Below are 26,647 nucleotides of genomic sequence, written 5' to 3' on the forward strand. Positions count from 1 at the left end.
AGCGAAGCATGAGCGAGCAGGAAATACCTCCAACTGACAGTAGTCCAGGAACGAGCACGTTGGCCAGTGGGCCAGCGGGCGCCCATTTCGAAGCCCAGGTCGGTGCGTCATACTTGCTAGCCATGCTCGCCAGGGCACCCGCCCGCGGCCTTCCCGGTGCCACGATAGATCGAGTGGCGCTACAGCAAGCCAATGCGGGGCGTCCGCTCGACGACGTGGTCATCTATGCCCACGACAATGTGTCTGGGAAGCTGGCGGTGCTGGAGGTTCAGGTCAAGCGATCCATCACCTTCGCTGCCGCCGATCCCATCTTTCGCAAAGTCGTAGGCCAAATCGTCAAAGCATCGCAACGGCCTGACTTCCTGACTCAGCGATATGAGCTGGCGATTGCAACGACGAAGGGATCGCGCAAGATCGATGGGGCATATCAGGATGTACTCACGCTCGCGCGCCAGATTGGCGACGCGGCTACGTTCGCCGCTCAAATTGATCTGGCGGGAGTGGCAAACGACGACATGCGCGCCCTCGTCAAGACGTTCAAAAGCCACATGCGAGACGAAGGTTCGCCAGACGACAACGAGACCGTCTGGCTATTGCTGCGCCGGTTGCAGATTCTGACGTTCGATTTCACGGCCCCAGGCTCTGCATCTCATGACCTGGCGCTAGAACGCGCTGTGCGTGTGCTGCACACTGACGATGGATCGCGCGTCGGCGCCTTCTGGGGCAGCCTCATTGAACTAGCAATCGATGTGGCGAAAAGTGGTGGCGACAGAACTCGCGAGACAGCATTGCAAGCTCTTGCGCAGCTGGGCTATCGGCTCCTAGGCGAACGTCGGCACGCTATGGCCCGAGCAGCGCTAGCCGAGTCGTCCCGTTTGGCACTTGCTGACATTCGTAATCGCGTGGGCAAGGTCGTACTTCCACGACAGGAGCGTGTGGCCGCAATGCGTGAAGCATTGGATCGTGGACGCTATGTGGAGATCCGTGGTGATGCAGGCGTCGGCAAATCTGGTGTCTTGCGGCAGATGGCCGAGGCCATGCAAGCCGAAAGTCAGGTCATCGTTCTCAGCCCAGGACGGTGTGTTCCCCGCGGGTGGACCGCGTTGCGCGCACAGCTCGGCTTCGACGGAACGCTTCGCGAGTTGCTTGTCGAACTGGCCAATGACGGCGGCGCCACGATCTTTGTCGACAACCTCGACTCTTTCAGCACAGAGGAGAGGCTCACGGTCGTCGATGTCCTCGGGGAAGCCTCTGTCGTTCCGGGAGTTTCCGTTGTTGCGACGGCTCGGAGCGAATTTGGGATTGATGAGCCCAGTTGGCTGCCGAGCGATGCACTGGCACGCCTGGGTGAAACCGACCCCGTCATGCTCGGTGAGCTGAGCAAGGTGGAGATTGAGCAGTTGAAGGTGACTGATCCTGCGCTTGCCTCCCTTCTAACGGACAGCCATCCCGCACGCCAGGTCGCCAGAAACCTGTTTCGCCTCGCACGCCTAGCAAGTCAGCCAGCATCTGATCCCGTACCGCGCACTGAAGTCGATATGGCTGAGCAGTGGTGGACCACAGCGGATGGCTCCCGCGATGCCGGTTGGCGTGATCGGGCGCGGCTGCTGCAAGCCGCAGCAACGCAAACCCTGGCTGGCGCTGACTTCCTTGACGTTACAGGCCAAGCTGCGGCGCCAATCGATGCGCTGGTATTCAGCGGCACTCTGCGGGATTTGGGTATTGACCGGGTCGCGTTTCGTCATGACGTACTGCGCGAGTGGGCAATTGCAGGCACCCTGCACGCCCACTCCGAACTCGTCGACAGGCTACAACTAGATCGGCCGGCCACGGCAATGTTTGCACGTGGTGTTGAGCTGGCAGCGCGTATGGCAATCGAGCGGGCGACTGATGGCGTGAGGTGGTATGCGCTCGTTGATCGGCTGAGCCAAGCGGGAGTTCATCGTTCTTGGCGCCGCGCCGCGTTGCTTGCCATCGCTCGATCCGAAGCTGCGGAAGCGCTTCTCCATCGCGCATCGCCCGAGCTTCTCGCCAATGGCGCCGAACTGCTGCGCGAACTCATCCGAACGGTCATTGCTGTCGAAGTGCTTCCTGCCACACAAGTCTTTGCGGCTGCGGGAGTCGACCCTGCGCTCATACCCTCATCAATCAACGTCCCGCGCGGCTTGGCATGGACGACATTGATTGTTTGGCTCTTGGGTGTAGGAAATGGCATTCCTAAAGATGCTATCCCAGAGGTTGTTCAGCTATACACGAATTTCTCGCTTGGCACGCTTGGCGCCTCCGATATCACGCCGTTTACGACACGACAGATTTACCGTTGGCTGAGGTTGGTGGAGCCAATAGATTCAATGTCGATGCGAAGCGGGGGCTTGAAATCGGATCTTCGCGAAGCGTTCGTCATGTTCGCGGAGACTACGCCAGAGCTTGCCGCTGAATACCTGACGGCAGTGGGGGAAAGTGAGCACAACGAAGATATCGTGCGCAGCATCTTGAAGATGCGCGGCACGCTGGCGCAAGCAGCTCCGGCAGAACTGGCTAACCTGACTGCACGGGCGTTGATCACAAAGCCCCGGCGACACGAGCACCGCTTCAACCGGGAGCGCGAAGAGGCGTTTACCTATCTCGACTATCAGTTCATTCCAGCATCGCCGGCACAAGGTCCATTCCTCGATTTGTTGACCAACTCGCCCAAGAACGGGTTAGCCTTGGTTCATCGCTTGGTCGCACACGCAGTCGCACACCGAAGCCTAGGTGCAGACCCAGGAACGAATGGATTCGACTTGGCTTTGCCAGGAGGTGCGCGCACATTCCCGTGGGCGCAGACCTACTTCTGGTCACGCAACAGCAACTTCTACGCCGTCACGTCGGCACTGATGGCACTCGAAGCATGGGCGCACCGCCGCATCGAGGCAGGCGAAGCACTCGAAGGTGTGCTAACAGACGTGCTCGGACCGCAGGGCTCGTGTGCTGCGTATTTGCTGGTGGCAGTTGATCTCATCATTTCGCATTGGCCCAAGTCGCTTGACGTGGCGGCAGCTTTTCTCAGTAACCCCGAACTGTTGTGCATCGATCACACACGTCAGGTGCATGATCGCGTCGAAATGCCGGATTTCTTCGGGTTTGGCGCCTTGCATAGCGAACCGCGTGGCAGCGTGACCGCCGCTGACCTGAAGTGCCGGCCATCCCGACGGACAACGCTCGACGAACTGATTGGCAACTTCACGTTCCTGGCATCTCCGGATCAACTCGCGACACTGAGAACCCTGTTGGCGACCGCAGCAGCACGATTGGGTGAACCTGCCGCGAGCGCGCATTTGGGCAATCCGGAATTCATGGTTCAGTACGCGCTAAACCTCTCGGATGCCGCAAATTGGCAGGAAGTTGAAGTGACGCTCAAGGACGGATCATCCGCGACTGCGCGCCAGTATCTATCGCCAACGGCAGAGCAGACCCATCTACAAGCTTTGCGAGACGCCGCGACTGAGGGAGATTCAGACTTCGCCACGCGGGCTGCGCTGGCCCTTGCGGTCGAGGATCCCCCTCGGTTGCTACCAGAAGGTCGGTCTGCAGCGGTGGCTTGGGCGCGGCGTTCTGCGACAGCTATGGCAGAAGTCGAATCTGACGACGACGGCGGAGAGCGGCGCATGCAAGAGGAAGCGGTCGTGACGGCCGCGATGATCGTCATGCGGGACGGCGATGACGCCTTTCGCGCCGAGCACGGAGAATGGGCCCGATCTCAACTGGACAAGACTCTTGCAGCTCTCGACGATGGTCCTGCACGTCAGATGCGAGGGGGGCTGCGCTTCAATCCGACCGCAATCGCTTATGCCGGATTGATCCACGCGTTGCGACATCAGACAACGCCGGAAGACGTGCGGTCGCTTCTTGAAGTAGCGGCGACAGGAAACCACGCTGCAGCGCACGGCTTTGGGACGTCCGCCGCAGTCCTCGCGGATGTCGATATTCGCCTGCCGAGAGCTGTGCTCCGATGTGCATTCAGCGCGAGTGTCGTAGAGGATCGAGTTTGGAATGCGTCACAGGAAGAAGTCGACGCTAGCAAAGCGCGCAGTCATGAACGGGTACTGGCTGCCGTTGCGGCTGAGATGGCGTGGCTTGAAGGTAAAGGCTCAGAGCCAACGTGGCCAAAATTCCCGGTAGAGCGAGCTCGGTCGAGAAGGCAACTAAGCTTGTACGAAACCCAGATTGCTGCACCGGAAGCGTCGGCGCTTTCGCTAGCAGAGCATGTAAATCATCAGGCAGCGGCTCTCTGGTTGCGCCAAGCGCACGCTCTTTCCCATGATGACACCCGCCCTTGGCTCAGTGAGATCGTGAGAGCCTACATGCCTTGGACGGCCCTCGCGAATGGAGCGAACCTAGACGACGGAGACGAAACGGACCGTCCGCCATCTGAGTGGAACGATACGTTCTTTGCGGCGGTTGCGCGCTGCATTGTCGGTCTGTCAACGTCTGAGGCTACTGAACTGGCATTGCGGCATATCGTTGGGCTTCCAGATCGGCATTTCTACGACGTGCTCGTCGATTTCTTGCGCAGCCTCGATGCGGTGTACTTCGGGGGCGACAGCATTCCGACGCAGGTGGCCGTAGACATTCGGAGTGCACTCGCCGACCACATGCTGACAACGCGTGGATGGGAGCGCCTCAGCCGAAGCAGGGACTTGTCCATCGAAATACACATTGGCCCAGCAATCGCCGTCTTGTTTTTTAACGACTACATGTACGGGCAGGGATCGAAGTGCTACCTGTTTGAGAAGGGCGTGGAGCGAGTCGGTCCGTTTCTTCCTGTTCTGGACAAACTGGTCAGCAAAGGGCCGTCACTCTTCGTCGCCATGGCATTACTCAACCTGCTTGAAATTGCTCCACGAGCCGAGCAACTGGATGTGCTGGTTAAGGCTGGAGGTGTATGGCTTGAGGCATATCCTGATTTCCGACAGCTGTGGATCGATCACGGGGTGGGCCACCGCTGGTGCTTGGTGATGGAGACCATCCGTGTACATAGCCCTTCCAGCTTCAGTAGCAACGCACCGTTGCGGCCTGCCATCGACAACCTCGTCGCAGCGCTCGTTGCGCTCGGCGTGCCTGAGGCCACGCGGCTGGAAGAGGAGCTTCTCAAGCTTTGAACGACGAACAGTCCTTTGGCGATTATTGATCGCGTTTCGTCACGCATGGATATATGGGACAGCTGGCAATAGCTGGGACGCCGACGTCAACTGTCTAAGTTCGATCCAAAGACGGTAAGGCAGAGCAATGCGGTCTCTGCGCTCTCGCGATTGTGCGACGGCAATCGCTGCAAAGCAGTCAACCGCCTCACCGCCAGCCACACGAACCCACCCAGTAAACCCCCTCCCACCACGGTTATCCCACCCCGCCTACCATCCCGTCCTTCTTCCCTTCCCAAGGCCCTCCCATGCCCAACCCCACCACCCTCAAAATCGATTTCGTCTCCGATGTCTCCTGCCCCTGGTGCATCATCGGCCTGCAGTCGCTGGAGCAGGCGGCGGACCGCCTCAAGGATGAGGTGGCGCTGGACCTGCACTTTCAGCCGTTCGAGCTGAACCCGCAGATGGGCCCGGAGGGGCAGGACATTGGCGAGCACCTGCAAGAAAAGTACGGCGCCACGCCCGCGCAGAGCCAGAAGAACCGCGAGGCGATTGCGGCGCGTGGGGCGGAGCTGGGCTTTACCTTCAGCATGGACAAGCGCAGCCGCATCTACAACACCTTCGATGCGCACCGGCTGCTGCACTGGGCCGAAGAGCAGGGCGTGCAGCCCGCGCTGAAGAAGGCGCTGTTCAAGGCCTATTTCACCGACGGGCAGGACCCGAGCAACCATGAGGTGCTGGCGCGGGTGGCGGGCGAGGTGGGGCTGGATGTGGCCGAGGCGCGTGCGCTGCTGGCGTCGGACCGCTTCACGGACGAGGTGCGCGAGCGCGAGCAGTTGTACCTGCAAAGCGGCATTAATTCCGTGCCGGCGATCATCATCAACGAGCGGCACCTGATCCAGGGTGGGCAGCCGGTGGAGGTGTTCGAGCAGGCGCTGCGGCAGATTGCGGCGCAGCAGGTGTGAGGCTGTGATTTGCTATTGAATGTATAGCTGCTGGCGCTTGCTGGATAAGCGGTAGGGGCTGAAAATACATAAAACAAAGGGGCCCTGGGGCCCCTTTGTCGTTGTGGTGTGGTGGTGTGGTGGTGTGCTTGTCTTGCTGTGCGTTGGGTGCTTTGCGTGCTGTGCGCTCTCGGGCTGGGTCCATTCACATGGCGTGAATGGGGTTGGGCGGCGTGCTGTGTGGCGCTTCGACAGGCTCAGCGTGAACGGATTGGGGTGGGGTGGGGTGCCAGGGGCGGGGCGGGATGCTTACCCTGGCTGACAGTGACGGGGCTGCAGCCGCAGCCGCAGCCGCAGCCGCAGCCGCAGCCGCAACCGCAGTTGCAGCCACGGGGGCATCACTTGCGCAGCGGGATGGCCGTGGCGCGGTCCACGGGCACGGCGGTCACGCTGTTCTGGGGGGAGCCGTCCACCAGCTTTTCAGAATACGTCAGGTACACCAGTGTGTTGCGTGTGGCGTCCACCATGCGCACGATGCGCAGGCGCTTGAACAGGATGGACATGCGTTCGCTGAAGACTTCTTCCTGCTTTTTCAACGGCTCCGGAAAGCTGATGGGCCCGACCTGGCGGCAGGCGATGGAGGCCTCGGCGCGGTCTTCGGCCAGGCCCAGCGTGCCCTTGATGCCGCCGGTGCGGGCGCGCGAGACGTAGCAGGTCACGCCCTGCACGGCGGGGTCGTCGTACGCTTCCACGATGATGTCGTGGTCGCGGCCCACCCACTGGAAGGCGGTGTCCACGGTGCCGATCTTTTCGCCGGACGCGGCGTGCGCCGGTGCGGCCATGCCCATGCACAGGGCCGACGCTGCGAGCGCAGCGAAGGCGGCAGCGGCCCGGGTCTTGGTCGTCTGCATGGTCGTGATCTTCATGGTCATCGTCATTGTGGGCCGCGCCTTCTTCGTCATCATCACAATCATCGTCACGCGGCCGTTCCGGGCGCGGGGGCTTCGGTGCAGCGCTGGGCCAGGTGGGCCAGGGCTTCTTCGACCTGGTCGACCAGCACCAGGCACAGGTCGCCGGGCTGCAGGCGCTCCAGGGCGGCGTCGATGGCGATGAATTCGCCGCGGATCTCTTCGACGTGCTTCGTGCGGGGCGCGCCGGCCAGGCCTTCGCGCAGCAGGTTCATCACTTCGCCGTCGGCACGGCCGCGCTGGGCGGCGTCTTGGTACAGGATGACGTCGTCGAACGCGGCACCCAGGATGACGGTCTGCTCGCGGATGTCCTCGTCGCGGCGGTCGCCCGCGCCGCTGATGACCACGCTGCGGCGCTTGGCGGGCAGGGCGTCGACGGCCTGCACCAGGGCGCGCATGGCATCGGGGTTGTGGCCGTAGTCGGCGATCACGGTGGCGCCGCGGTAGTCCATGATGTTGAAGCGGCCCGGTGCGTTGTCGCTGTCGTTCACAAAGCCCGACAGGCCGCGGCGGATGGTCTGCCAGGGCATGCCCACCCCCCAGGCGGCGGCGACGGAAGCCATGACGTTCTCGACCTGGAAGCCGATCTTGCCGTTGCGGGTGATGGGCACGTCGCGCAGGTGGATGGTTTCGCGCCACGAGCCTTCGGATGCGACGATGGAGTCGCCGTCCACGTACACCGTGCGGTGGCCCTGCGCGCGGTGCGTGGCCATCACGGGGTGGTGGCGGTCGGCCGCAAAGAAGATGATCTTGCCGGGGCACGACGGTGCCATGGCCGCCACGATGGGGTCGGCCGCGTTCAGCACGCCGTAGCCGGTGGTGGCCACGTTCTGCACGATCACGCGCTTCAAGACCGCCAGGTCTTCCACCGTGGTGATGTAGTTCAGCCCCAGGTGGTCGCCCGCGCCGATGTTGGTGACCACGGCCACCTGGCAGCGGTCAAATCCCAGGCCTTCGCGCAGGATGCCGCCGCGGGCGGTCTCGAACACGGCGGCGTCCACCTCGGGGTGCAGCAGCACGTTGCGGGCGCTCTTGGGGCCGCTGCAGTCGCCGCTGTCGATCTGGCGGCCGTTGACGTACACGCCGTCGGTGTTGGTCATGCCCACGCGCAGGCCCTGGGCCGTGAACAGGTGGGCGATGAGGCGCGCGGTGGTGGTCTTGCCGTTGGTGCCGGTGACGGCCACGGTGGGGATGCGGCCGTCGTCGCCATGCGCATACAGCTTGTCGACCATGGCCTGGCCCACGTTGCGGGGCTTGCCGTAGCTGGGCGCCAGGTGCATGCGCAGGCCGGGGGCGGCGTTCACTTCGACAAAGCCGCCGCCTTGCTCTTCCAGCGGGCGCAGCACGGTCTCGGCGACCATGTCCACGCCGCAGATGTGCAGGCCGACCATTTGGGCGGCGGCGATGGCGCGCGCGGCGACTTCAGGGTGCACGTCGTCGGTCACGTCGGTGGCGGTGCCGCCGGTGGACAGGTTGGCGTTGTTGCGCAGGATGACGCGCTGGCCCTTGTCAGGCACGGAGTCGGGCGTGAGGCCCTGCAGCGTGAGGCGTGCGACGGCGATGTCATCCAGGCGGATCTTGGTGAGCGAGGTGGCGTGGCCTTCGCCACGGCGCGGGTCCTGGTTGACGATGTCCACCAGCTCGCGCACGGTGCGCTGGCCGTCGCCCAGCACCTGGGGCGGCTCGCGGCGCGCGGCGGCCACCAACTGGTCGCCCACCACCAGCAGGCGGAAGTCGTGGCCGGGCAGAAAGCGCTCGACCATCACGGTGCCGTATTCGGCCGCGGTGCGGAAGGCTTCGTCGAGCTGCGCGCGGTCGGTGATGTTGACGGTGACGCCCTTGCCCTGGTTGCCGTCCTGCGGCTTGACCACGACGGGCAGGCCGACCTTGAGCGCGACTTCCCAGGCCTCGTCCAGCGTGTCGACGGGCTTGCCCAGCGGCACGGGCACGCCGGCGGCGTGCAGCAGGCGCTTGGTCAGGTCTTTGTCCTGGCCGATGGATTCGGCCACGGCACTGGTGGAGTCGACCTCGGCGGCCTGGATGCGGCGCTGCTTGGAGCCCCAGCCAAACTGCACCAGGCTGCCGCGCGTGAGGCGCCGGTACGGAATGTTGCGCGCCACGGCGGCGGCCACGATGGAGCCGGTGCTGGGGCCCAGGCGCTCGTCTTCGTCCAGCTCGCGCAGTTCGGCTATGACGGCATCGGCGTCGAAGCTGCCGGTGCCTTGCGCGGCGTGGATGAGGTGCTCGGCGTATTCAAACGCCTTGCGGCCCACGGCTTCTTCGCTGTATTCCACCACCACCTGGTACACGCCCGCGTCGGTGGTGGCGGTGGTGCGCGCAAAGGTGACGGGGCAGCCGGCCTGCGCCTGCAGCGCCAGGGCCGCGGTCTGCAGCACGTGGGCCAGCGAGATGTCGGGGCCGCCGCTTTCCGGGTGCAGTGCGCCGATGCCCGGGAACAGCGCCCGCAGGCGGGCTTCGAACCCGGCCATCTGGCTGACGGCACGCTCGGCTTCAGGGCAGGTCACGATGGCCTCGATGGCCATGTGGCGGCTCCAGAGATTGGGGCCGCGCAGGGCCCGTGTGCGGGATACATCCATGGGGAGTCTCTTTCTCAATATCCGTCGGGACCACAGTCCGACTTCACTACATCTGTCAGGTTGCTCAGCGTCAATTTCACACAGTACGTGGTGACGCCAGCGGCACATGAAACTGGCGCGACCAAGGCGAGTGCCCCCGCGCAAGGGCCGCTCCGCCGCGCTGGGGGCGTTCCCCTCCCGTATTGCGCAGCAATACGAGAGAGGCGGAAGGCGCGAAGCGACTCAGGGGGTGCCATTTCAGGTGGGCAGGCCAAGGGGTGCGGGCAGGTCGGGCTCGAAGGTCTTGATGCCCGCGCCGATCAGGTCGGGCGCGATGTCCAGCGCCCAGGCGGCGCCCACGGCGGCCAGCAGGGCGTCGGTGTCGGGCACCACCGCGTTGCGGCCGAAGGTCAGGTCGGCCAGCGAGCCCAGCACGTGCTCGGCACTGCCGGTGGCCAGCACCACGCGGCCGTTCTTGACGATGACGGCGCGGCCGTTGTCGGTGGCGCGGTGTTCGACGATGACGGGCAGGGTCGGGTCCTGCGCGTACAGCACGACCGAGCCGTCCGACAGGGGCGCCAGGTCGGCCACCTGCTCGATGGCGGCGTTCAGCACCGCGGCGCCTTCGGACAGCACCACGTCGACCTGGGTGCGCATCACCTTGGTCATCTGGTCTTGTTCATGCACGTCGAACTCGGCCAGCGTTTCCACGCCGTCCATGTCGGTCACCACGCCCACCTGGCAGCGGTCGTACGCCAGGCCGTCGCGCAGGATGGTGCGGGCATCGCTTTCGATCACGGCGGCCTGCACGGTCTGGTTCATCAGCAGGCGGTGGGCGGCTTCCCAGTGCGCGCAGTCGGTGGTCTCGACACAGCGGCGGTCCAGGAACAGGCCTTCGCGGCAGGCCAGGCCGGTGTGGTGGCCGCCCAGGTGCAGCAGCCAGGCCACCAGCCGCGCAATGGTCGATGTGCTGCGCGTGCCGGCCACGCCCACCACCGGAATGCGGCCCACGGGGCCGGAGTCGTCTTCGGACGGGAACAGGTGCTCGGCGATGGCCTGGCCAACGGGGCGGGGCGCGCCCACGGCGGGCTTCAGGTGCATCAGCAGGCCGGGGCCGGCGTTCACTTCGACGATGGCGCCGCCCTGCGTGTGCAGGGGCTTGGAGATGTCGAGCGCCACCATGTCGATGCCGGCGATGTCGAGGCCCACCACCTTGGCGGCGAGCTGGGCGATGTAGGCGACCTCGGGGTGCACGTCGTCCGTGCAGTCCACGGCCACGTTGCCGTTGCGCTGCACCACGATCACGCGGCCCGCGGCGGGCACGGAGTCGGCGCCCAGGTCCTGGCGCTTGAGTTCGAGTTGCACCTTGGTGTCGGTGGCCAGGTCGATGATCTCGAGCGGGTACTCTTCTTCGTAGCCGCGGCGCGGGTCGGAGTTGAGCTGGGTGTCGATCAGCTCCTTGACGGTGTTGCGTCCGTTGCCGGTGATGCTGACCACCTCGCCACGCGCTGCGGCCACGACCTTGCCGCCCACCACCAGCAGGCGGTGTTCGTCGCCGGGGATGAAGCTCTCGACCATGACGTCGCTGCCTTCGGGGTAGGCCACGTGGTAGGCCGCCTCGATGTCTTCCTTCTTGCGCAAATCGAGCGTGACGCCGCGGCCGTGGTTGCCGTCGGAGGGCTTGACCACCACGGGCAGGCCGATGTCCTGCGCGGCTTCCCACGCTTCTTCGGGGCTGTTGACGACCTGGCCTTCAGGGATGGGCACGCCGCAGGACTTGAGCAGGGTCTTGGTCAGGTCCTTGTCGCTGGCGATGCCTTCGGCGATGGCGCTGGTGAATTCGGTCTCGGCCGTCCAGATGCGGCGCTGGCTGGCGCCGTAGCCCAGTTGCACCAGGTTGCCGTCGTTCAGGCGGATGTGCGGGATGCCGCGGTCGGTGGCGGCGGTGACGATGCAGGCGGTGCTGGGGCCGAGGTACTGGTCGTCGACCTCGGTGCGCACGCGGGCCACGGCGGCCTTCACGTCGAACGGTTCGTCGTTGATGGCCGCCATGATGAGTGCATGGCCCTGGGCCAGCGCCACGCGCGCCACGCTTTCGTCGCGGGCGCGGAACACCATGCGGTACACGCCGCGCTGGCTGGTGCTGCGCGTCTGGCCGAAGCCGGTGGGCATGCCCGCCAGGTTCAAGAGCTCGATCACGATGTGCTCGAGCACGTGGCCGCACCAGGTGCCTTCTTCCAGGCGCTGCAGAAAGCCGCCGCGCTCGCCCACGCCGCAGTGGTGTTCGATGAGTGCGGGCAGCCAGGCGGTCAGGCGCGGGGTGAAGCCGGGGATGGTGTGGGAGGGGTAGTCCTCCAGTTCGCCCAGGTCCAGCCAGACTTCCAGGACCGGCCGGTAGGTCCAGATATTGGGTCCGCGCAGGTAGTTGATGCGCAGCAGTTGGATGTCGTTGAGTTTCGCCATGGATTGCAGCGGGTGTGTTTGCGGCCTTAAAGAGGCGTCGAAGGACAAAGAAGACGTGATGGACGGGGATTGTGCGTCAGCCGCGCACTGGCTGGCAGTGTCAGCCAAATGATCGCTGCAGACGTTACATGAGGATGCCGCCACGCCTCGAAAGAGGTTCTGAGGCGCAGTATCGGCGAGAATTCGCGCTTTCGCGAGACCGGTTGCGGCAGGCTGCCGGGAGCGGGGATACCAACCAAAAATGCAACATCACCATTCTGTGGACGCCTCGGGTGTCTTTTCCAGCCCCGTGGGGGCTGATCTGCGGGCCATGCTCGCACCCAGAGAGAACGTACTGGCGGCGTTACAGGTTGACCTGAGCGCGGACCTGCGGTTCGCCGCGGGCTGGGTGGTGGTGACGTCGCAGCGCCTCATCGCCTGCGAGCCGGGCGCGACCACCTGGCGCGCCTGGCCCCTGGGCGACGGCCTGTCCCTGCGGCTGCAGGACCATGGCGGCGTGGGCTCGCTGGAGCTGCACGGCCCCGCCGAGCGCCTGGCGCTGTGGCGCTTCACCCTGGCGCACCACGCCCAGGTGCTGCGCGTGGTGCAGCGGTTCGAGCAGCAGGTGGCCCGCGGCGACCTGGATGCCGAGGGCGACGTGGACGAGCCCGTGTGCCCCACCTGCCACACGCCCCTGCCGCCCGACACCGAGGAATGCCCCGCCTGCGCGCGCGCCCAGCCGCCGCAGACGTCCACCTGGGTGCTGCTGCGCCTGTGGCGCTTTGCGCGGCCCTACCGCAAGCACCTGGCTGCCGGTTTCGGGCTGACGCTGGCGTCCACCGCGGCCACGCTGGTGCCGCCGTACCTGACCATCCCGCTGATGGATGACATCCTGATCCCGTTCCAGAACGGCAAGCAGATCGACCCGGGCCTGGTGCTGCTGTACCTGAGCGGCCTGCTGGCATCGGCCCTGGCGGCCTGGGGCCTCTCCTGGGCGCGCACCTACATTCTGGCGCTGGTGTCCGAGCGCATCGGCGCCGACCTGCGCACCACCACGTACGAGCATTTGCTGCGCCTGTCTCTCGACTACTTCGGCGGCAAGCGCACCGGCGACCTGATGGCGCGCATCGGCTCGGAGACGGACCGCATCAACGTCTTCCTGTCGCTGCACGCGCTCGACTTCGTGACCGACGTGCTCATGATCATGATGACGGCGGCCATCCTGTTCTCCATCAACCCGTGGCTGGCCCTGGTCACGCTGGTGCCGCTGCCCTTCATCGCCTGGATGATCCACACCGTGCGCGACCGGCTGCGCACCGGCTTCGAGAAGATCGACCGCGTGTGGTCCGAGGTGACCAACGTGCTGGCCGACACCATCCCCGGCATCCGCGTGGTCAAGGCCTTCGCCCAGGAAAAGCGCGAGGCCGAGCGCTTTCGTGCGGCCAACCAGCACAACCTGGAAGTCAACGACAAGCTCAACAAGACGTGGAGCCTGTTCACCCCCACGGTGTCGCTGCTGACCGAAATCGGCCTGCTGGTGGTGTGGGGCTTCGGCATCTGGCTGGTGTCGCGCAACCAGATCACGGTGGGTGTGCTGACCGCCTTCATCGCCTACATCGGGCGCTTTTACAGCCGGCTCGATTCGATGAGCCGCATCGTGTCGGTCACGCAGAAGGCCGCTGCGGGCGCCAAGCGCATCTTCGACATCCTGGACCACGTGAGCAACGTGCCCGACCCCGCCCAGCCGGTGAAGGTGGACCGGGTCGAGGGTGCCATCGCCATGCGCAACGTCGGCTTCAGGTACGGCAGCCGCTCGGTGATCAAGGGGCTGGACCTGGACATCCGTCCCGGCGAGATGATCGGCCTGGTGGGCCACAGCGGCTCGGGCAAGAGCACGCTGGTGAACCTGATCAGCCGCTTCTATGACGTGAGCGAAGGCTCCATCCAGGTCGATGGCGTGGACGTGCGCCGCTTCGCCGTGGCCGACTACCGCCGCCACATCGGCCTGGTGCTGCAGGAGCCCTTCTTGTTCTTCGGCACCATTGCCGAGAACATTGCCTACGGCAAGCCTGAGGCCACGCGCCAGGAGATCATTGCCGCCGCCCGCGCCGCGCACGCGCACGAGTTCATCCTGCGCCTGCCGCACGGCTACGACTCGCTGGTGGGCGAGCGCGGCCAGGGCCTGTCGGGTGGCGAGCGCCAGCGCATCTCCATTGCCCGTGCGTTGCTGATCGACCCGCGCATCCTGATCCTGGACGAGGCCACCTCGGCCGTCGATACCGAGACGGAAAAGGAGATCCAGAAGGCGCTCGACAACCTGGTGCAGGGCCGCACCACCATCGCCATCGCCCACCGCCTGTCCACGCTGCGCAAGGCCGACCGCCTGGTGGTGATGGACCGCGGCGAGGTGGTCGAGGTCGGGCCGCACGACGAGCTGATGGAAAAGCAGGGCGCCTACTGGCGCCTGTACGAAGCGCAAGCCCGCCGCGCCGAAGAAGACGCCCAGGCCGCTGGCGTCGTCATTGTCGACAGCAGCCTGCTGCACCCGGCGCACCCTGCCGGCAACGCCTGAATGAACCGCGAACCGCTGGACCCTGCGATGAACGACGCCCACACTGCCAACGCCCGCCCCCAGCCCACCGTGTCGCTGTCCCAGCCGCCTGCGGGACTTCCCCGTTTCACGCTCAGCCGCAATGCGCATGGCCGCTTGGTGCTGACCTTTGCCGACGGGGCCGTGCACGAGGGCGTCACGCCCGTGCGGGCATTCCCGATTGCCGCCCCGGGCGAGGGGCTGTCCCTGGTCGGCACCGACGGGCATGAGCTGGTCTGGGTGGACCGCATCGCGCAGCTGGAGGCAGATTCCCTGCGCCTCATCGAAGAAGAGCTCGAAGCCCGGGAGTTTGTGCCCACTATCGAGAAAATCGTCGCTGTGTCGAGCTTCTCGACCCCCAGCACCTGGGATGTGGTGACCGACCGCGGCGCGGCCAAGCTGGTGCTCAAGGCCGAGGAAGACATCCGCCGCCTGGGCGGGCGCACCCGGCTGTTGATTGCAGCCAACGACGGCCTGCAGTTCCGCGTGCCCGACACCACCGCGCTGGACAAGCACTCGCGCAAGCTGCTCGAGCGGTTCCTCTGACGCCTGGCCGCGCCTGCGGCTTCTCGGGACGAGCGCCCCAGCGGCGGCGCTGCGCACGCCTGCGCACATCTGCACATTCGGGTCTCTGCATCCGGCCTGACGAGGGCGCTGTACGACGCTGCCTGGAGCGCCAATGGCCTTCATGGGGCGCTTGGATCGCATGGCGCCGGGGCATTGCCGCGCTGCATGCTCCTGTTAACAGCCGCCTTGCCCGAAAGCGGCTTCGATTTCGTCTTTTTCTGCCAAATGGCGCGCCCACAACGATGCGCAGGCGTCTCCGTCTCCCGTTCCAATCATCCTGCGAACAGCACCTATGGCTGCTCAAGGCAGCCTTAAGGTCTGCAGGCGGTTCCAAACATGGTCAAACACCTAGGGAAAACCCTATTTTTTGTTTGATCGGTGAAAAAGACCTAAATTTCCCTTTCTTTTTGCCGTAATGAAGTACGAAGAAGGTGAAAGACCCTCTGCACGTTTTTACCAACTACCGGGCCCTCGTCATGCAAATGCCACCTGTCGACCGATCGCCGAGTTGGCGTCCTCAGGGCGCTGATTTGTATTCCACCGGGGCCTCCGGCGCGCCACCGGTGCGCCCAGTCAACGCTCCCAACCCCGTCGAGTCCATGGACCGGCTGGGCGAGGGCGCCATCGTGCGAGAGCCGGACAAGCCGTCCAACCCCGACACCGCCAACCGCGACTGGACCGAGGTCAAGAAAAAAGACACCGTCGAGGAGCCGCCAGAGCCCCCCAAGGAGCCCATCTACAAGCAGCTGCTCGAACTGATCCAGTCCATGTGGCGCGCCAGCGGCAGCGCGGTGGAAGTGGCCCAGGACATCAACAAGATGACCCTGCAGGAGCGCCTGGCCCAGCAGGCCAAGAACGAGCCGCTGATCTACTCGGACCCGAAGGTCAAGCGCACGGGCGGGCTGTAGGCGGCCGACAGGTTCGTCCGTCGCCCAAAGAAAAAGCGCAGTGCGGTTTCGCAGTGCGCTTTTTCTTTTTGGATGGGGCTTTTGACGTGGGTTGCGGCAGGTCGATCCAGAGGCGGGCAGCGGGGGGGCCGGCTGCCGTGGGTAGGGTGGGCCGCTCTCACCGTCTGCTGGGTGTTCGATGGAATTGCTATTAAAAATATAGCTGGTGGTGCTTGCTGAGTAAGCGGTAAAAGCCATTTTTGGCATTTTTGATCAGAAAAACAGCTGCACTGGCACCGCTTGGGCTTTGCTGGGCCAGCCAGCGACCAAGATGGTCGATGGTGAACCCATGTCATCCCATGCCATGCCGATCCCGCCCAAGCTTCAGCACTCCCAGATACCCAAGACCGATGCCGGCGCCCAGTCAGGGCTGCGCTGAAGACGCTTTCGGCAAGGGGGCTGCCGGCGGTGGCTCGGACGCCAAGGCCGGTGCCGCTGTGGGAGCTGGTGTTGTGACTGGCGCCGGTGCCGGTGCCGGGGCTGCGGCTGCTGGTGCCGATGGCTGCGGGCTTGCAGCAGCCTGCTCTGCCTTTTTGCGGTCCCGCTCGGCACGGTACTTGGCGGCGAAGGCGCGGACTTCCGCGTACGAGGCAAAGCCGTCGTGGTCTGTGTCCGCATCATCGAAAGCCGCGGCCAGGCGGGGGAACAGCTTGACCTCAGACCGGCTCAGCTTGCCGTCGCCGTTGAAGTCCAGCATCTTGAACTCGCGTATCGCCTTGATCTCGCCTTTAGAGAGGCCAGGCTGCGATTCGTCGGGCACCGCAGTGGGGGCTGCGGCAGGTGGTGGCGCTTTCGCGTTCGCTGGCTGCTGCGAGAACGCGTTGCCACATAACGCAGTGGCACCCAGAACGATGGAGGCAATGGACGCGATGGATGTGATCGATGCCAGTGACGTGTTTGAAATTGTTTTGCGCAATACAGGCTCCTTCGACGCAAGGTCGTGATGGTGGCATGGTGTCACAGGTGGGCCCCCAGCCCGCGGATTGCAACGGGGGCTTTGCAGCCTTCACCCAGTGTTGCAGGGGCTTTGCAGAACTTTTCAGGCTGTGGCGAGCGGGGGTGCGGGTGCCCTCAGGCGCCCGGCGGCGGCGTCTACTGGCCGTCGGCCTTGAGCGGGTTCGAGATGCCGCTGTTCACGTGGCCCGCTGGCACATGGCGCGCGGCGGATGTCGCATGGCCCGTCTGGTCGTCGAAGAAGAAGTCGGGCTCAAACTCGCGCAGGAACGGGCCCTTTTCCAGTCCGCCCAAAAACATGGCCTCGTCTACGGCCAGGTTCCATTTCAGAAGGGTGTTGATGGCGCGCTCATGGGCGGGCGCGCTGCGGGCCGTGACCAGCGCAGTGCGCAGCTTCATGCCTGCGGCGCCGGCTTGCTGCTGCAACTGGTGCAGGGCGGCCAGCAGTGGCTTGAACGGGCCACCTGACAGGGGCAGCGCCGCCTTGCTGATCTCGTGCAGTTGAAACGCCGCCAGCCCCTCGGCCTGGTACACGCGCTCGGCCTCGTCGGAGAACAGCACCGCGTCGCCGTCGAAGGCGATGCGCAGCTCGTTCGGGTAGTTGGAGCCGGCCGCAGCCGAATCGGTGAGAACCCGCGCCGCCGGGAAGCCCAGCGCCAGCGCCTCGCTCACGTCCTTCTCGTTGGCCGACAGGAACAGGTGCGCGCCCAGCGGACGCAGGTACTTGAACGGGTCGCGGCCCTGGGTGAACACGCCGCGCTCCAGCGGCAATCCGGCGTTGTGGGCCGAATGAAAAATGCGCAGCGCACTCACCGGGTCGTTGCGCGACAGGATGACCACCTCCACCGGCCGCGCATCGGCCGTGTTGAAGGCCAGCAGCTTGTTCACCAGCGGAAACGCCACGCCAGGCTTGGCCGGCACATGCAGCCGCTGCTGCTGCAGCTCCATGTAGGGGCGCGGGTCCAGCGGGTCGAAGATGCGGTTTTCTTCCTCGAAGTCGAACAGCGCCCGTGAGGAGATCGCCACTACGAGCTTGTCGTCCAGAGTCAACGCCATGGTGTTTCCTAACGTCCATTGCCGCCCGGCGGGCCGCCCAGCGCAGGGGCGCGGCGCCGGGCTGCTTTTCTTATTTCACGAACTGGTTGAGCTGGATGATGGGCAGCAGCACGGCCAGCACGATCATCATGACGATGAGGCCCATGCCCACGATGAGCAGTGGCTCCAGGATGGTGGCCAGCGCCATGGCGCGGCGCTGCACCTCGGTCGACAGCTGGCGTGCGGCACGCTGCAGCATTACCGGCAGCTGGCCGGTTTGCTCGCCCAGCCGCGCGAACATCGACAACAGGCCCGGAAAGCGCTTTTTCTGCGCCAGGGCCGAGGCCAGCGGGGCGCCTTCGCGCACCAGTACCAGCGCATCGAGCGCGTCGGCACGCAGCGCCTGGTTGCTCAGGGTTTCGGCAGCGGCCTGCAGCGCTTTGAGGATGGGCACCCCGGCGCCCGACAGCATGGCCAGCGTGCTGGCAAACCGCGCCGCGTTGTAGCCCCGCGCCAGCTTGCCCACCAGGGGCAGGTTGAGCCACGCGGCGTCGAACCTTTCGCGCACCGAGCCGATGGTCAGCGCCCAGCGCCCGGCGCTGCCCAGCACCACCAAGGCCAGCAGCATCGCCCAGCCGTAGTTGCGCACAAAGGCGCTGATGCCCAGCATGGCGACGGTCAGGAAGGGCAGCGCGCGCTTGGTGCCCGCAAACACGCTGGCCACCTGCGGCACCACGTAGCCCACCAGGAACAGCACGATCACGATGGCCACGATGGTCACGATGGCCGGGTAGAGCGCCGCGCCCATCAGCTTGGCCTTGAGCGCCTGGCGCTCTTCCAGGTCGTCGGCCAGCCGCTCCAGCACCAGACCCAGGTTGCCGCTGTGCTCGCCCGCGCCGATCACGGCGCAGTAGATGTCCGAGAATTCGCGCCGGTGCTGCGACAGCGCGCGCGCAAACGACGCGCCGGCGTTGACCTCGGCCCGCAGGGCCGCGACCAGGTGGCGCTGGCGCTCGTCCTCAGCCTCTTCCGACAACGCGGTCAGTGCGCGCTCCAGCGGCAGGCCGGACGACACCAGCCCCGCAAGCTGGCGGGTCCAGATGGACAGCGCCGTGGCGCCGAAGACCGGCCGGGTGAACAAGCGCTGGCCCAGGCCGGGCGCGCCGCCCTGGGTCGATTGGCCCGTCTGCACCATCTCCACCGACAGGGGCACCAGCGCCTGGGCCCGCAGCAGGCCGCGCGCGGCCTTGGCGGTGTCGGCCTCCATGAGGCCCTTGCGGGTCTGACCCTGGGCGTCCAGGGCTTCAAAGGAAAAAGCGGGCATGCGGCGTGGGCGTGGGGCGTGAAGAGGCGGTCTGTGTGCCGGCTGCCCGGTTGGGGGCGGTCACCGGCAGAGCATTCGGTAGCCCGAGATGGTAGCCGCTACCCGTGGGCCGTTTCGCAGACTGCGTCACGCAATCCCTTCGCGCGGTGCTTTGCGTGATCTCCTTGCGCAGGCCCTGGCGTGTCGCCCGCTGCGCGCCGGCTTCAGGCGGCCACTGCCGGCCCGCTGGCGGGCGCCCCAAGGGCCGCGTGGGCCTGCGCTGCAATTTCCAGCGAGCGCAACCGCAGGGCGGGGTCCCACACGTCGCTCACCAGCATGAACTCGTCGGCCTGCGTGGACTCGGCCAGTTGCGCAAGGCCTGCGCGCACAGTCTCAGGCCCGCCAATGACGGCGGCCGCCAGAAAGTCGCCAATCGCAGCGCGCTCCTGCGGTTGCAGGCGCGCAGCGAAGTTGTCGATGGGCGGCAGCAGGCGGCGGCGGTCGCCCGTCAGGATGCCGAGCACGCGCTGGTAGGTGCTGCTGGCCAGGTACTCCGCCTCGTCGTCGGTGGGGGCTGCGATCAGCGGCACACCGATGGCCAGGTACGGTTTGGGCCAGGCGGCAGACGGGCGGTACAGGTTGCGGTACAAATCGATCGCCTGATGCAGCAGGCGGGGCGCAAAGTGCGATGCAAACGCGTACGGTAGGCCGCGCTCGGCCGCCAGCTGCGCCGAGAACAGGCTCGAGCCCAGCAGCCAGATGGGCACATTGGTGCCCGCACCCGGCATGGCGATCAGCCGCTGGCCTGGCACCTCGGGCGCCAGCAGGCGCTGCAGCTCGGCCACGTCCTGCGGGAAGTCGTCAGCCGTCTCCACCCGGCTGCGGCGCAGCGCGCGCATGGTGGCGGGGTCGGTGCCCGGCGCGCGGCCCAGGCCCAGGTCGATGCGGCCCGGGTACAGCTCGGCCAGCGTACCGAAGGCCTCGGCCACCACCAGCGGCGCGTGGTTGGGCAACATCACCCCGCCCGAGCCCACGCGAATGCGCGACGTGCCGCCCGCGATGTGGCCCACCAGCACCGCGGTGGCCGAACTGGCGATGCCCGACATGTTGTGGTGCTCGGCCAGCCAGTAGCGGGCAAAACCCAGTTTTTCAGCATGTTGTGCGGTGCGCAGGGCAATCTGCAGCGCCTCGGCCACCGTGCCGCCTTCGCGGACGGCAACCAGGTCAAGCATGGACAGGGCGGAACGGGGTGCGGTGGAAGTCATGCACCTATTGTCTTGCGCGCAAGGTATTTGTGCCGGCAGGGTCACCAGAGCCGGCTGCGCCAGAAGGGTTGCCTTCGGGCCGAACAGGCACGGCGCAATTTTTTGATAGCCAAAAATGCTCGGGCGACACAAAATGTTTCAAGCCATTTCTGGCGGGACGATTTTCGGCCCCGTGCACGGGGGCCTTTACCGGTAATTAGCATGGGTTTTTTCAGCCGCCTGTTCAAGATCAAGGAACAAGATCCCGCCAGCCCCGACACCACCTGGGCCCTGGAGGAAAACGGCAGCGAACTGGTGCTGGATGCCGAGTACGCGTCGATGCTGATGACCGAGATCGACATCGACGCCGCCATCGCCAGCCACGAGCGGTGGCGCCTGCAACTGCAGGACATGGTCAACGGCCGCTCGCAAGAGGTCATGCGCCCCGAGCGCATCTGCCAGGACGACCGCTGCGACCTGGGCCGCTGGCTCTACGGCACGGGCAAGGTGCGCCTGGGGCATTTCCCGGCGTTTGCGATGCTGGTGGCCCGGCACAAGTACTTTCACCAACAGGCGGCCGACGTGGTGACGATCTTCCAGGCGGGGGAGCAGCAAAAGGCGGTGCAGCTGCTCAACAGCAGCTGCCGGCATGCGTCGAACCAGGTGTTGTTGCTGCTCAAGGAACTCAAGCGGGGTTTGGGGCGGTGAACTGATCGGTTGAGTCTCAAAGTTTCTTGCACCAAATGCCTAGCAAAAAAAAAGCATTGTGTTTTGCGATGCACCCTTACGACCGCTGATACACAGCTCTTACATCTGTAGACACGGGAAATTCTAGAAAAACCGTCTTCAGTGGATATTCTCCGGCGCGCATTGATTGGCTGTTCATGACAGCCTCAGCGCACCAAAAATACCAACTGAAAACTAAGAGGGATTCCCGATGGACCGCCATCCACAGTTGACGCTCGCCACTTTGGCATCTGGCGTAAACGCAGTCTCGCCTGTATGTTTGCAATTCGAATTGGGCGAGGTTTTCGATTTCGGTAAGGACCTGACCCAGTCGGGTAGTCAGACCGATGCCGAGGTCAGCAACTACTGCGGCCGGATGGCCGCAGAGAGCAATCGCCTGTACCGCCTCGCCCTCGCATGCCGCCTCTGCGGTTCGCGCCTGAGCAAGCTCACCGCAGGCCTGGGTACGACGGCCAAAAAAGGTGTCAGCAAGGGCTCCATCCAGGCCGCACAGTGCATCAGCACGTTGCGCAAAGCAGTCTCTTGCGCGAAGCAGTTGAAGATGCAGCAGGCCTGAACGAAAATGATGCCTACCAAAAAGAACACCAGTGTCTATTGCCATCCCATGGGCTGTCCAAGGCCGATTGAGTTGTCTGACGCAAGCAGTTTGCTTTGGCGCCTCAAAACTTTGTACGAAGCTACTACTTCAGTCGCTAGTGATGCCACTCAGTTTTGGGCCGATATAGCTGTTCAGTCGAAGAGTCCCCTTGCCCCGTTGGCAAACATCCCGGGCGGCTTTGCTGCACTATGGACTCCGGGAGTTGCTCCTGTTACTGCGCTTACTTTGGGGGCGGCTGGCTTCTCGTTCGTCAACATCCCCAAAACGCTGGTTCACTTCTCTACTACGGCCGGAGCGAGTGGAATTGTGGCGGATTCCGCCATCAATCCATCTCTCAACATGCTCAAGAATGCTTTGTTCGGGCCAGGTATTTATCTCGCAAGGGTGGGACGTCCAGTCAATCTTTTTATCAACAGAACGTCGTTAACTCCTATAGTTATTTCGACTCCCGCAGGTGTTGCTAGAATTGTTCCATACCTGGTTTATGTTCGTTGGGGTGTCACCCCTTTGGCAGTTAATATTATAAATAAATGAGGTTTAGAAAAATACTCGAATACGCTGCGGTCCCTTTTGCATGGGGCTGTTGGCTATGGGTGTTGTACAGCCATCAATGGTGGTGGATGGCTGTTTCAGTTATTCCATATATCTTGTTGAGAAATAGGTCGTAGGTCGTCTGGGTCTGATGAGTTTGATGAAATCATTTGTAGTCTTCATTTTCATATTGATTGGCTGTCAAGAGTCGCAGATTAATTGGCTGGCAACTGAACGTGTAGATGTTTATAAAAATGACGATAGTTTTGAGGTTCTATTTCGCATATTGCCTGGCGAAATGTGTGGCTTGTCGTTGCACTGGGAAGCGACGAAAGCCGCTGGATATAAAAAAGTAATATGTGAAGCAGGCGAAGGTTGGGTGATTGATGACAGGTCATTCAAGCGCGCAGACTAGATTCTGCGGAGGTCGCGTGTCTGCACGGAATGAGAAATGCCGACAAACTGGATCAATCAGATAAATCGCTACTTTTTGGACACTATCGCCAAGCGGACCCACCGTAGATATCGTTCATCAAGCCGAACGTTGCTGCCCATGTCACCAGTTCTCATTGACCAGTTGGTGCGCCTTGACCTGGCTTCTCACGCAGGGTTCGTTGGCGAAACATGGGTCTTGTGGGGCTCGCTTGTCGATGGCACACCCACCGCGATCAGCGAAACCGATCCTGGCTGGCAAACTATGCGCAGTGCGCTTGAGCAAAGCGGGCGATTGCATGTGGCACTGCATGAGGCTGAATTGCGCTTACTGGCTGATCCGGACCGACAGCCTGCTTGTCTTATCGGCGACGCAAGGCGGCGCCACGTGACGCTGTAGAAAAAATTAAGCGCCAAGACACAGCCAAGTACCAATAGATGAAGATGACAAACCGTTCGAGCGTGTTGATGGATGTCGGCTATGCCGAAGAGATTGTGAGTTGCTCTGACGGCTCCCCGAGGCCGTGCGGGATTCGCGGCTCGTTACGAAGGTTTGCGCGTTGTGGTGCCGTGTTGGCCTTGGTCTGTATGACAAGTCACGCTAGCGAGCACACGCCCGAAGTTGTCTGGAAGCCAGCGCCACCCGCGCCCATGGAGGACTTGGAAAAAGAGCAGCTCGCCAAAGCCATGGCGATGACCCCATACACCGTGGTGATCGTGCACACCCGCCTCACCATCGTGCCCATCCCCAGCCCGGATGTGCCCACCGGGCTCTATTACGCGGACGAAGGTCGCACGATGACCGAAGAGCGCCATTTCTACGAAGGGCGTGTGGTCGCCACCTTGCGCGGCAAGCCCATGAAGCGGGTCCGGTATGAGGTGGTTGTTGACCGCGGAGACAGCACGGCCCTGTCTACAAAGCCCGCCATCGTGATGCTCTGTCGCGGCCCCAGCGGTTTTTACTGGGGTGGTGTTGGGTCGCATCTCACAGCGTCGCGCGAAGCCGTGGCCTTGGCGCGCAAAGTTGGGAAAGAGCTGGCGGCGAAGCCAGCGGGCAAATTCGGTTACTGCGATGGATGACGCAGTGCGTGCCCTGACGTGCTGAGCATGGGGCGAAGGGGGCAAGATGGCCATCCGCCCGCCCGGTTCACAGCAGCTGGCGTGCCTGCCTTAGGCATCTGCGGTCTTTCCTTTGACCTCAACCTCAGAGCGCTGACCTCTGACCCTTCCCCCTGCCTCAATAACTCCGCCCCCCCTTGTACATCGCATGCTGCCGCCGATTCAGCGTGGCCGCCTCACCCAGCCGGCTCATGGCGGCCCCCGCATGCGCATGGGTGATGGCCATGCCCAGGCCATCCGCCGCGTCGGTGCCCGGCAGGCCGGGCAAATGCAGCAACCGGCGCACCATCTCCTGCACCTGGCTCTTGGCCGCGCGGCCGTGGCCCACCACGGCTTTCTTCATCTGCAATGCGGTGTATTCGGCCACTGGCAGGTTGCTTGCCACCAGGGCCGTGATGCAGGCCCCGCGCGCCTGGCCCAGCAGCAGGGTGGACTGCGGGTTGACGTTGACGAACACGATTTCGACCGAGGACACGTCGGGCTCGTACCGCGCGGCCACCTCGGTGATGCCGTCGAACAAGATCTTCAGCCGGCCGGGCAGATCCCCCAGCGCCAGGGTGGTGGTGCGGATGGTCCCGCTGGCCACGTAGCTGAGCTTGTGGCCGTCCATGTCCACCACGCCGAAGCCGGTGGTTTGAAGGCCAGGGTCGATGCCTAGAATTCGCATTGCTATTGTTTTGCTATTATTTTTGTAGCTGCTAGCGCCTGTCTATCAAGCGGTAGAAGGTTTTTTTCTTATAAACCGAAGTACCACCGCACCGAGTGGAAGAACACCGGTGCCGCAAAACACAGCGCGTCCACCCGGTCCAGCAGCCCGCCCGCGCCGGTGACCGACATTCCCTGCATGCCCCAGCTCGTGATGCCGCGGTCGCGCTTCAAGGCCTTCATCACCAGGTGCCCCAGGCTGCCCGCCACGCAGGCCAGCAGCGCCATGCCCAGGGCCTGCCCGGGCTTGAAGGGCGTGATGAAGGTGAGCAACCCGCCCATCAGCCCCCCGACCGCCACGCCGGCGAGCCAGCTGGCCCATTGAAAGCTCTGGCTCACCTGCGGCGCCACGGGCCTGTGCGGAAAGCGGCGCCCCAGCAGGTGCTGCACGACCATGCAGGTCTGCACCACGAAGACCAGGAAGAACACCAGGAACGCGCCCTTGTCCTTGTAGCCCGGAAAGTCGAGCAGCAGCAGCGCGGGCACGTGGCTCATGCCGTATACGCAGACCATGATGCCCCACTGCAGCTTGGCGTTGCGCTCCAAAAAGCGCTGCGGGTCGTTGGCCAGCGCGCTCACCACGGGGATCGCCAGAAACACGTAGACGGGGATGAACACGGTGAACAGGTCGAAGTGCTTGCTGCCCACGATCCAGAACTGCAGCGGCAGCACCACGAAGAACGCCAGCACCAGGCTGCGGTGGTCGCCCCGCCGTGTGGGCGACAGCGTAATGAACTCGCGCAGCGCGAAGAACGCCACGATGGCGAACAGCACGGTGGCGACGGTCTCGCCCAGCACCCAGCCCACCCAGAACACCGTGGCCATCATCCAGGACGTCTTGAGCAGGCCCCAGAAGCGCTTGGCCTCCACGACGCGTGCTTCAGCCTGCGGGTCGTCGCTGGCATGCTCGCGCAGATTGCGCACGAAGGCCCACACGGTGACGATGGACAGGATGCCGAACACGGCCAGGAACAGCGCCCCGATCTGCTGCGTAGCGGTGAGGTTGCGAAGGAAGTCGTTCATGGTGGTCAAACTTCCCGCAGGGCGATCACCGCGCGGCGTGCACGGTCCAGAAAAGGGCGGCGTTCTTCGCCGGATTCGAGCGCAATCGGCGTGCCGAAGGTCACCGAACACAGGATGGGCACCGGCACCACTTCGCCCTTGGGCATGACGCGCTGCACGTTGTTGATCCAGGCGGGCACCAGCACCACCTGCGGGAACATCTGCGCCAGCTTGAAGAGGCCCGACTTGAACGGCTGCGGCTCATCACCATGGCCGCGCGTGCCTTCCGGAAAGATCACGATCGAGTCGCCGCTCTCCAGCGCACGCACCAGCGGCGCCAGCGGGTCCGATTCAGGCAGGGCCGTGCGCAGCTCTTCGGGCGTGGGCGCCCGCGGCGGCGCTTCGGGTGACGGGTCGGGGCCGCCCGCCGTCGCGGTGTCGGCGTCTGATGGCGGGGTGGACATGGCGTCGATCACGCTTCCGACGTCCGGGGCTACCGGTGCCGCCGGAGCGGGCGGGCGTGCTGGCGTGGCCTGCCGGTCCACATACACGGCGTTGAACACGGCGGTGGTGATCCACTGGCGAAACGGCGTCTTGGTCCAGTAGTCCTTGGCCGCGATGGGGCGGGTGATGCTGCGCAGCTCCTCCGGCAGCGCGGCCCAGATCAGCACCATGTCGGCGTGGCTCTGGTGGTTGGCGAAATAGATGCGCTGCTCGGCCTTGGGCGGGCAGCCATACCAGCGGGCCTGGGAACCGGTCAGAAACCGCACGATCCCCAGCAGGAGAAGACTCATCAACTTGGCAAGCATGGGCGGGATCATAC

The 26,647-nt window shown here is 64.4% G+C and carries 21 protein-coding genes; 11 read left to right on the forward strand and 10 right to left on the reverse strand.

Going from position 1 to position 26,647, the window contains the following annotated elements; all coding sequences use genetic code 11:
* Window positions 1-173 precede the first annotated feature (173 nt).
* Window positions 174-5,141 carry an ATP-binding protein gene (locus ASF16_RS12365; RefSeq protein ID WP_235507353.1) on the forward strand — a complete coding sequence of 1,656 codons (4,968 nt, stop codon included), beginning with the start codon at window positions 174-176 and terminating at the stop codon, window positions 5,139-5,141.
* Between the two features lie 287 nt (window positions 5,142-5,428).
* The gene (locus tag ASF16_RS12370; protein ID WP_056167307.1) at window positions 5,429-6,085 is read left to right on the forward strand and encodes a DsbA family oxidoreductase; all 657 of its coding nucleotides are present in this window, start codon (window positions 5,429-5,431) and stop codon (window positions 6,083-6,085) included.
* 377 nt (window positions 6,086-6,462) lie between these two features.
* On the opposite strand, the gene ASF16_RS12375 is transcribed toward ASF16_RS12370, so the two are convergent.
* The 3 genes from ASF16_RS12375 to cphA (ASF16_RS12385) form a co-directional block, all read right to left on the reverse strand.
* Window positions 6,463-6,990 carry a CreA family protein gene (locus ASF16_RS12375; protein ID WP_369817146.1) on the reverse strand — a complete coding sequence of 176 codons (528 nt, stop codon included), beginning with the start codon at window positions 6,988-6,990 and terminating at the stop codon, window positions 6,463-6,465.
* 50 nt (window positions 6,991-7,040) lie between these two features.
* On the reverse strand, window positions 7,041-9,629 hold the full coding sequence (gene cphA, locus ASF16_RS12380; RefSeq protein ID WP_056167312.1) for a cyanophycin synthetase: 2,589 nt from the start codon (window positions 9,627-9,629) through the stop codon (window positions 7,041-7,043).
* A gap of 237 nt (window positions 9,630-9,866) precedes the next feature.
* Entirely contained in the window at window positions 9,867-12,071 is a 2,205-nt protein-coding gene (cphA, locus tag ASF16_RS12385) for a cyanophycin synthetase (RefSeq protein ID WP_056167315.1), read from the reverse strand.
* A 241-nt stretch (window positions 12,072-12,312) separates the two neighbouring features.
* Here cphA (ASF16_RS12385) and ASF16_RS12390 point away from each other — a divergent pair, with 241 nt between their 5' ends.
* The 3 genes from ASF16_RS12390 (at window position 12,313) to ASF16_RS12400 (ending at window position 16,115) form a co-directional block, all read left to right on the forward strand.
* Complete coding sequence (locus ASF16_RS12390; RefSeq protein WP_056167318.1) at window positions 12,313-14,622, forward strand: ABC transporter ATP-binding protein; 2,310 nt, start codon at window positions 12,313-12,315, stop codon at window positions 14,620-14,622.
* Entirely contained in the window at window positions 14,623-15,186 is a 564-nt protein-coding gene (locus ASF16_RS12395; RefSeq protein ID WP_235507354.1) for a DUF1854 domain-containing protein, read from the forward strand.
* 497 nt (window positions 15,187-15,683) lie between these two features.
* Window positions 15,684-16,115, forward strand: coding sequence for a hypothetical protein (locus ASF16_RS12400; RefSeq protein WP_056167321.1), 432 nt, complete (start codon window positions 15,684-15,686; stop codon window positions 16,113-16,115).
* Between the two features lie 403 nt (window positions 16,116-16,518).
* Here the strand turns inward: ASF16_RS12400 and ASF16_RS12405 are convergent, their stop codons facing one another.
* The 4 genes from ASF16_RS12405 to ASF16_RS12420 all read right to left on the reverse strand — a co-directional run bounded on the left by ASF16_RS12405 (window position 16,519) and on the right by ASF16_RS12420 (window position 20,711).
* Window positions 16,519-17,070: an EF-hand domain-containing protein gene (locus tag ASF16_RS12405; RefSeq protein WP_369817147.1), complete on the reverse strand. Its 552-nt coding sequence runs from the start codon at window positions 17,068-17,070 to the stop codon at window positions 16,519-16,521.
* A gap of 176 nt (window positions 17,071-17,246) precedes the next feature.
* Window positions 17,247-18,164 carry a 5'-nucleotidase gene (locus tag ASF16_RS12410; RefSeq protein WP_056167325.1) on the reverse strand — a complete coding sequence of 306 codons (918 nt, stop codon included), beginning with the start codon at window positions 18,162-18,164 and terminating at the stop codon, window positions 17,247-17,249.
* A gap of 70 nt (window positions 18,165-18,234) precedes the next feature.
* Entirely contained in the window at window positions 18,235-19,467 is a 1,233-nt protein-coding gene (gspF, locus tag ASF16_RS12415; protein ID WP_056167329.1) for a type II secretion system inner membrane protein GspF, read from the reverse strand.
* A gap of 203 nt (window positions 19,468-19,670) precedes the next feature.
* Window positions 19,671-20,711, reverse strand: a complete 1,041-nt coding sequence (locus tag ASF16_RS12420; protein WP_056167331.1) for an LLM class flavin-dependent oxidoreductase — start codon at window positions 20,709-20,711, stop codon at window positions 19,671-19,673.
* A gap of 201 nt (window positions 20,712-20,912) precedes the next feature.
* Between ASF16_RS12420 and ASF16_RS12425 the strand changes: the two genes are divergently transcribed.
* The 6 genes from ASF16_RS12425 to ASF16_RS12435 all read left to right on the forward strand — a co-directional run bounded on the left by ASF16_RS12425 (window position 20,913) and on the right by ASF16_RS12435 (window position 24,078).
* Window positions 20,913-21,398, forward strand: a complete 486-nt coding sequence (locus ASF16_RS12425; protein WP_056167334.1) for a CZB domain-containing protein — start codon at window positions 20,913-20,915, stop codon at window positions 21,396-21,398.
* Window positions 21,399-21,627: 229 nt separating this feature from the next.
* A complete protein-coding gene (locus tag ASF16_RS12430) occupies window positions 21,628-21,993 on the forward strand; it encodes a hypothetical protein (protein ID WP_156372058.1) in 366 nt (121 codons plus the stop codon).
* Window positions 21,994-21,999: 6 nt separating this feature from the next.
* Entirely contained in the window at window positions 22,000-22,569 is a 570-nt protein-coding gene (locus tag ASF16_RS25475) for a hypothetical protein (protein WP_235507355.1), read from the forward strand.
* 148 nt (window positions 22,570-22,717) lie between these two features.
* Window positions 22,718-22,981, forward strand: a complete 264-nt coding sequence (locus tag ASF16_RS26150; protein WP_156372059.1) for a hypothetical protein — start codon at window positions 22,718-22,720, stop codon at window positions 22,979-22,981.
* 36 nt (window positions 22,982-23,017) lie between these two features.
* Complete coding sequence (locus ASF16_RS26155; RefSeq protein ID WP_156372060.1) at window positions 23,018-23,398, forward strand: hypothetical protein; 381 nt, start codon at window positions 23,018-23,020, stop codon at window positions 23,396-23,398.
* Between the two features lie 251 nt (window positions 23,399-23,649).
* Window positions 23,650-24,078 carry a hypothetical protein gene (locus ASF16_RS12435; protein ID WP_056167340.1) on the forward strand — a complete coding sequence of 143 codons (429 nt, stop codon included), beginning with the start codon at window positions 23,650-23,652 and terminating at the stop codon, window positions 24,076-24,078.
* A gap of 157 nt (window positions 24,079-24,235) precedes the next feature.
* Here the strand turns inward: ASF16_RS12435 and ruvC are convergent, their stop codons facing one another.
* The 3 genes from ruvC to ASF16_RS12450 form a co-directional block, all read right to left on the reverse strand.
* Window positions 24,236-24,784 (reverse strand): crossover junction endodeoxyribonuclease RuvC, encoded by a 549-nt coding sequence (gene ruvC, locus ASF16_RS12440; protein WP_056167343.1) that lies wholly within the window; start codon window positions 24,782-24,784, stop codon window positions 24,236-24,238.
* 68 nt (window positions 24,785-24,852) lie between these two features.
* The gene (locus tag ASF16_RS12445) at window positions 24,853-25,845 is read right to left on the reverse strand and encodes a phosphatidate cytidylyltransferase (RefSeq protein WP_056169095.1); all 993 of its coding nucleotides are present in this window, start codon (window positions 25,843-25,845) and stop codon (window positions 24,853-24,855) included.
* Window positions 25,846-25,850: 5 nt separating this feature from the next.
* Window positions 25,851-26,633: a lysophospholipid acyltransferase family protein gene (locus tag ASF16_RS12450; RefSeq protein WP_056169098.1), complete on the reverse strand. Its 783-nt coding sequence runs from the start codon at window positions 26,631-26,633 to the stop codon at window positions 25,851-25,853.
* Window positions 26,634-26,647 lie beyond the last annotated feature (14 nt).

Origin of the sequence: Acidovorax sp. Leaf78, assembly GCF_001422735.1 — a bacterium.
Classification (GTDB): domain Bacteria; phylum Pseudomonadota; class Gammaproteobacteria; order Burkholderiales; family Burkholderiaceae_C; genus Acidovorax.

Excerpts from the sequence above, each read along its gene's own strand:
- ASF16_RS12370 (WP_056167307.1), top strand. The coding sequence starts at position 5,429 with ATGCCCAACCCCACCACCCTCAAAATCGATTTCGTCTCCGATGTCTCC.
- ASF16_RS12375 (WP_369817146.1), bottom strand. The coding sequence starts at position 6,990 with ATGAAGATCACGACCATGCAGACGACCAAGACCCGGGCCGCTGCCGCC.
- cphA (WP_056167312.1), bottom strand. The coding sequence starts at position 9,629 with ATGGATGTATCCCGCACACGGGCCCTGCGCGGCCCCAATCTCTGGAGC.
- cphA (WP_056167315.1), bottom strand. The coding sequence starts at position 12,071 with ATGGCGAAACTCAACGACATCCAACTGCTGCGCATCAACTACCTGCGC.
- ASF16_RS12390 (WP_056167318.1), top strand. The coding sequence starts at position 12,313 with ATGCAACATCACCATTCTGTGGACGCCTCGGGTGTCTTTTCCAGCCCC.
- ASF16_RS12395 (WP_235507354.1), top strand. The coding sequence starts at position 14,623 with ATGAACCGCGAACCGCTGGACCCTGCGATGAACGACGCCCACACTGCC.
- ASF16_RS12400 (WP_056167321.1), top strand. The coding sequence starts at position 15,684 with ATGCAAATGCCACCTGTCGACCGATCGCCGAGTTGGCGTCCTCAGGGC.
- ASF16_RS12410 (WP_056167325.1), bottom strand. The coding sequence starts at position 18,164 with ATGGCGTTGACTCTGGACGACAAGCTCGTAGTGGCGATCTCCTCACGG.
- gspF (WP_056167329.1), bottom strand. The coding sequence starts at position 19,467 with ATGCCCGCTTTTTCCTTTGAAGCCCTGGACGCCCAGGGTCAGACCCGC.
- ASF16_RS12420 (WP_056167331.1), bottom strand. The coding sequence starts at position 20,711 with ATGACTTCCACCGCACCCCGTTCCGCCCTGTCCATGCTTGACCTGGTT.
- ASF16_RS12425 (WP_056167334.1), top strand. The coding sequence starts at position 20,913 with ATGGGTTTTTTCAGCCGCCTGTTCAAGATCAAGGAACAAGATCCCGCC.
- ASF16_RS12430 (WP_156372058.1), top strand. The coding sequence starts at position 21,628 with ATGGACCGCCATCCACAGTTGACGCTCGCCACTTTGGCATCTGGCGTA.
- ASF16_RS25475 (WP_235507355.1), top strand. The coding sequence starts at position 22,000 with ATGATGCCTACCAAAAAGAACACCAGTGTCTATTGCCATCCCATGGGC.
- ASF16_RS26150 (WP_156372059.1), top strand. The coding sequence starts at position 22,718 with ATGAGTTTGATGAAATCATTTGTAGTCTTCATTTTCATATTGATTGGC.
- ASF16_RS26155 (WP_156372060.1), top strand. The coding sequence starts at position 23,018 with ATGCCGACAAACTGGATCAATCAGATAAATCGCTACTTTTTGGACACT.
- ASF16_RS12435 (WP_056167340.1), top strand. The coding sequence starts at position 23,650 with ATGGAGGACTTGGAAAAAGAGCAGCTCGCCAAAGCCATGGCGATGACC.
- ruvC (WP_056167343.1), bottom strand. The coding sequence starts at position 24,784 with ATGCGAATTCTAGGCATCGACCCTGGCCTTCAAACCACCGGCTTCGGC.
- ASF16_RS12445 (WP_056169095.1), bottom strand. The coding sequence starts at position 25,845 with ATGAACGACTTCCTTCGCAACCTCACCGCTACGCAGCAGATCGGGGCG.
- ASF16_RS12450 (WP_056169098.1), bottom strand. The coding sequence starts at position 26,633 with ATGCTTGCCAAGTTGATGAGTCTTCTCCTGCTGGGGATCGTGCGGTTT.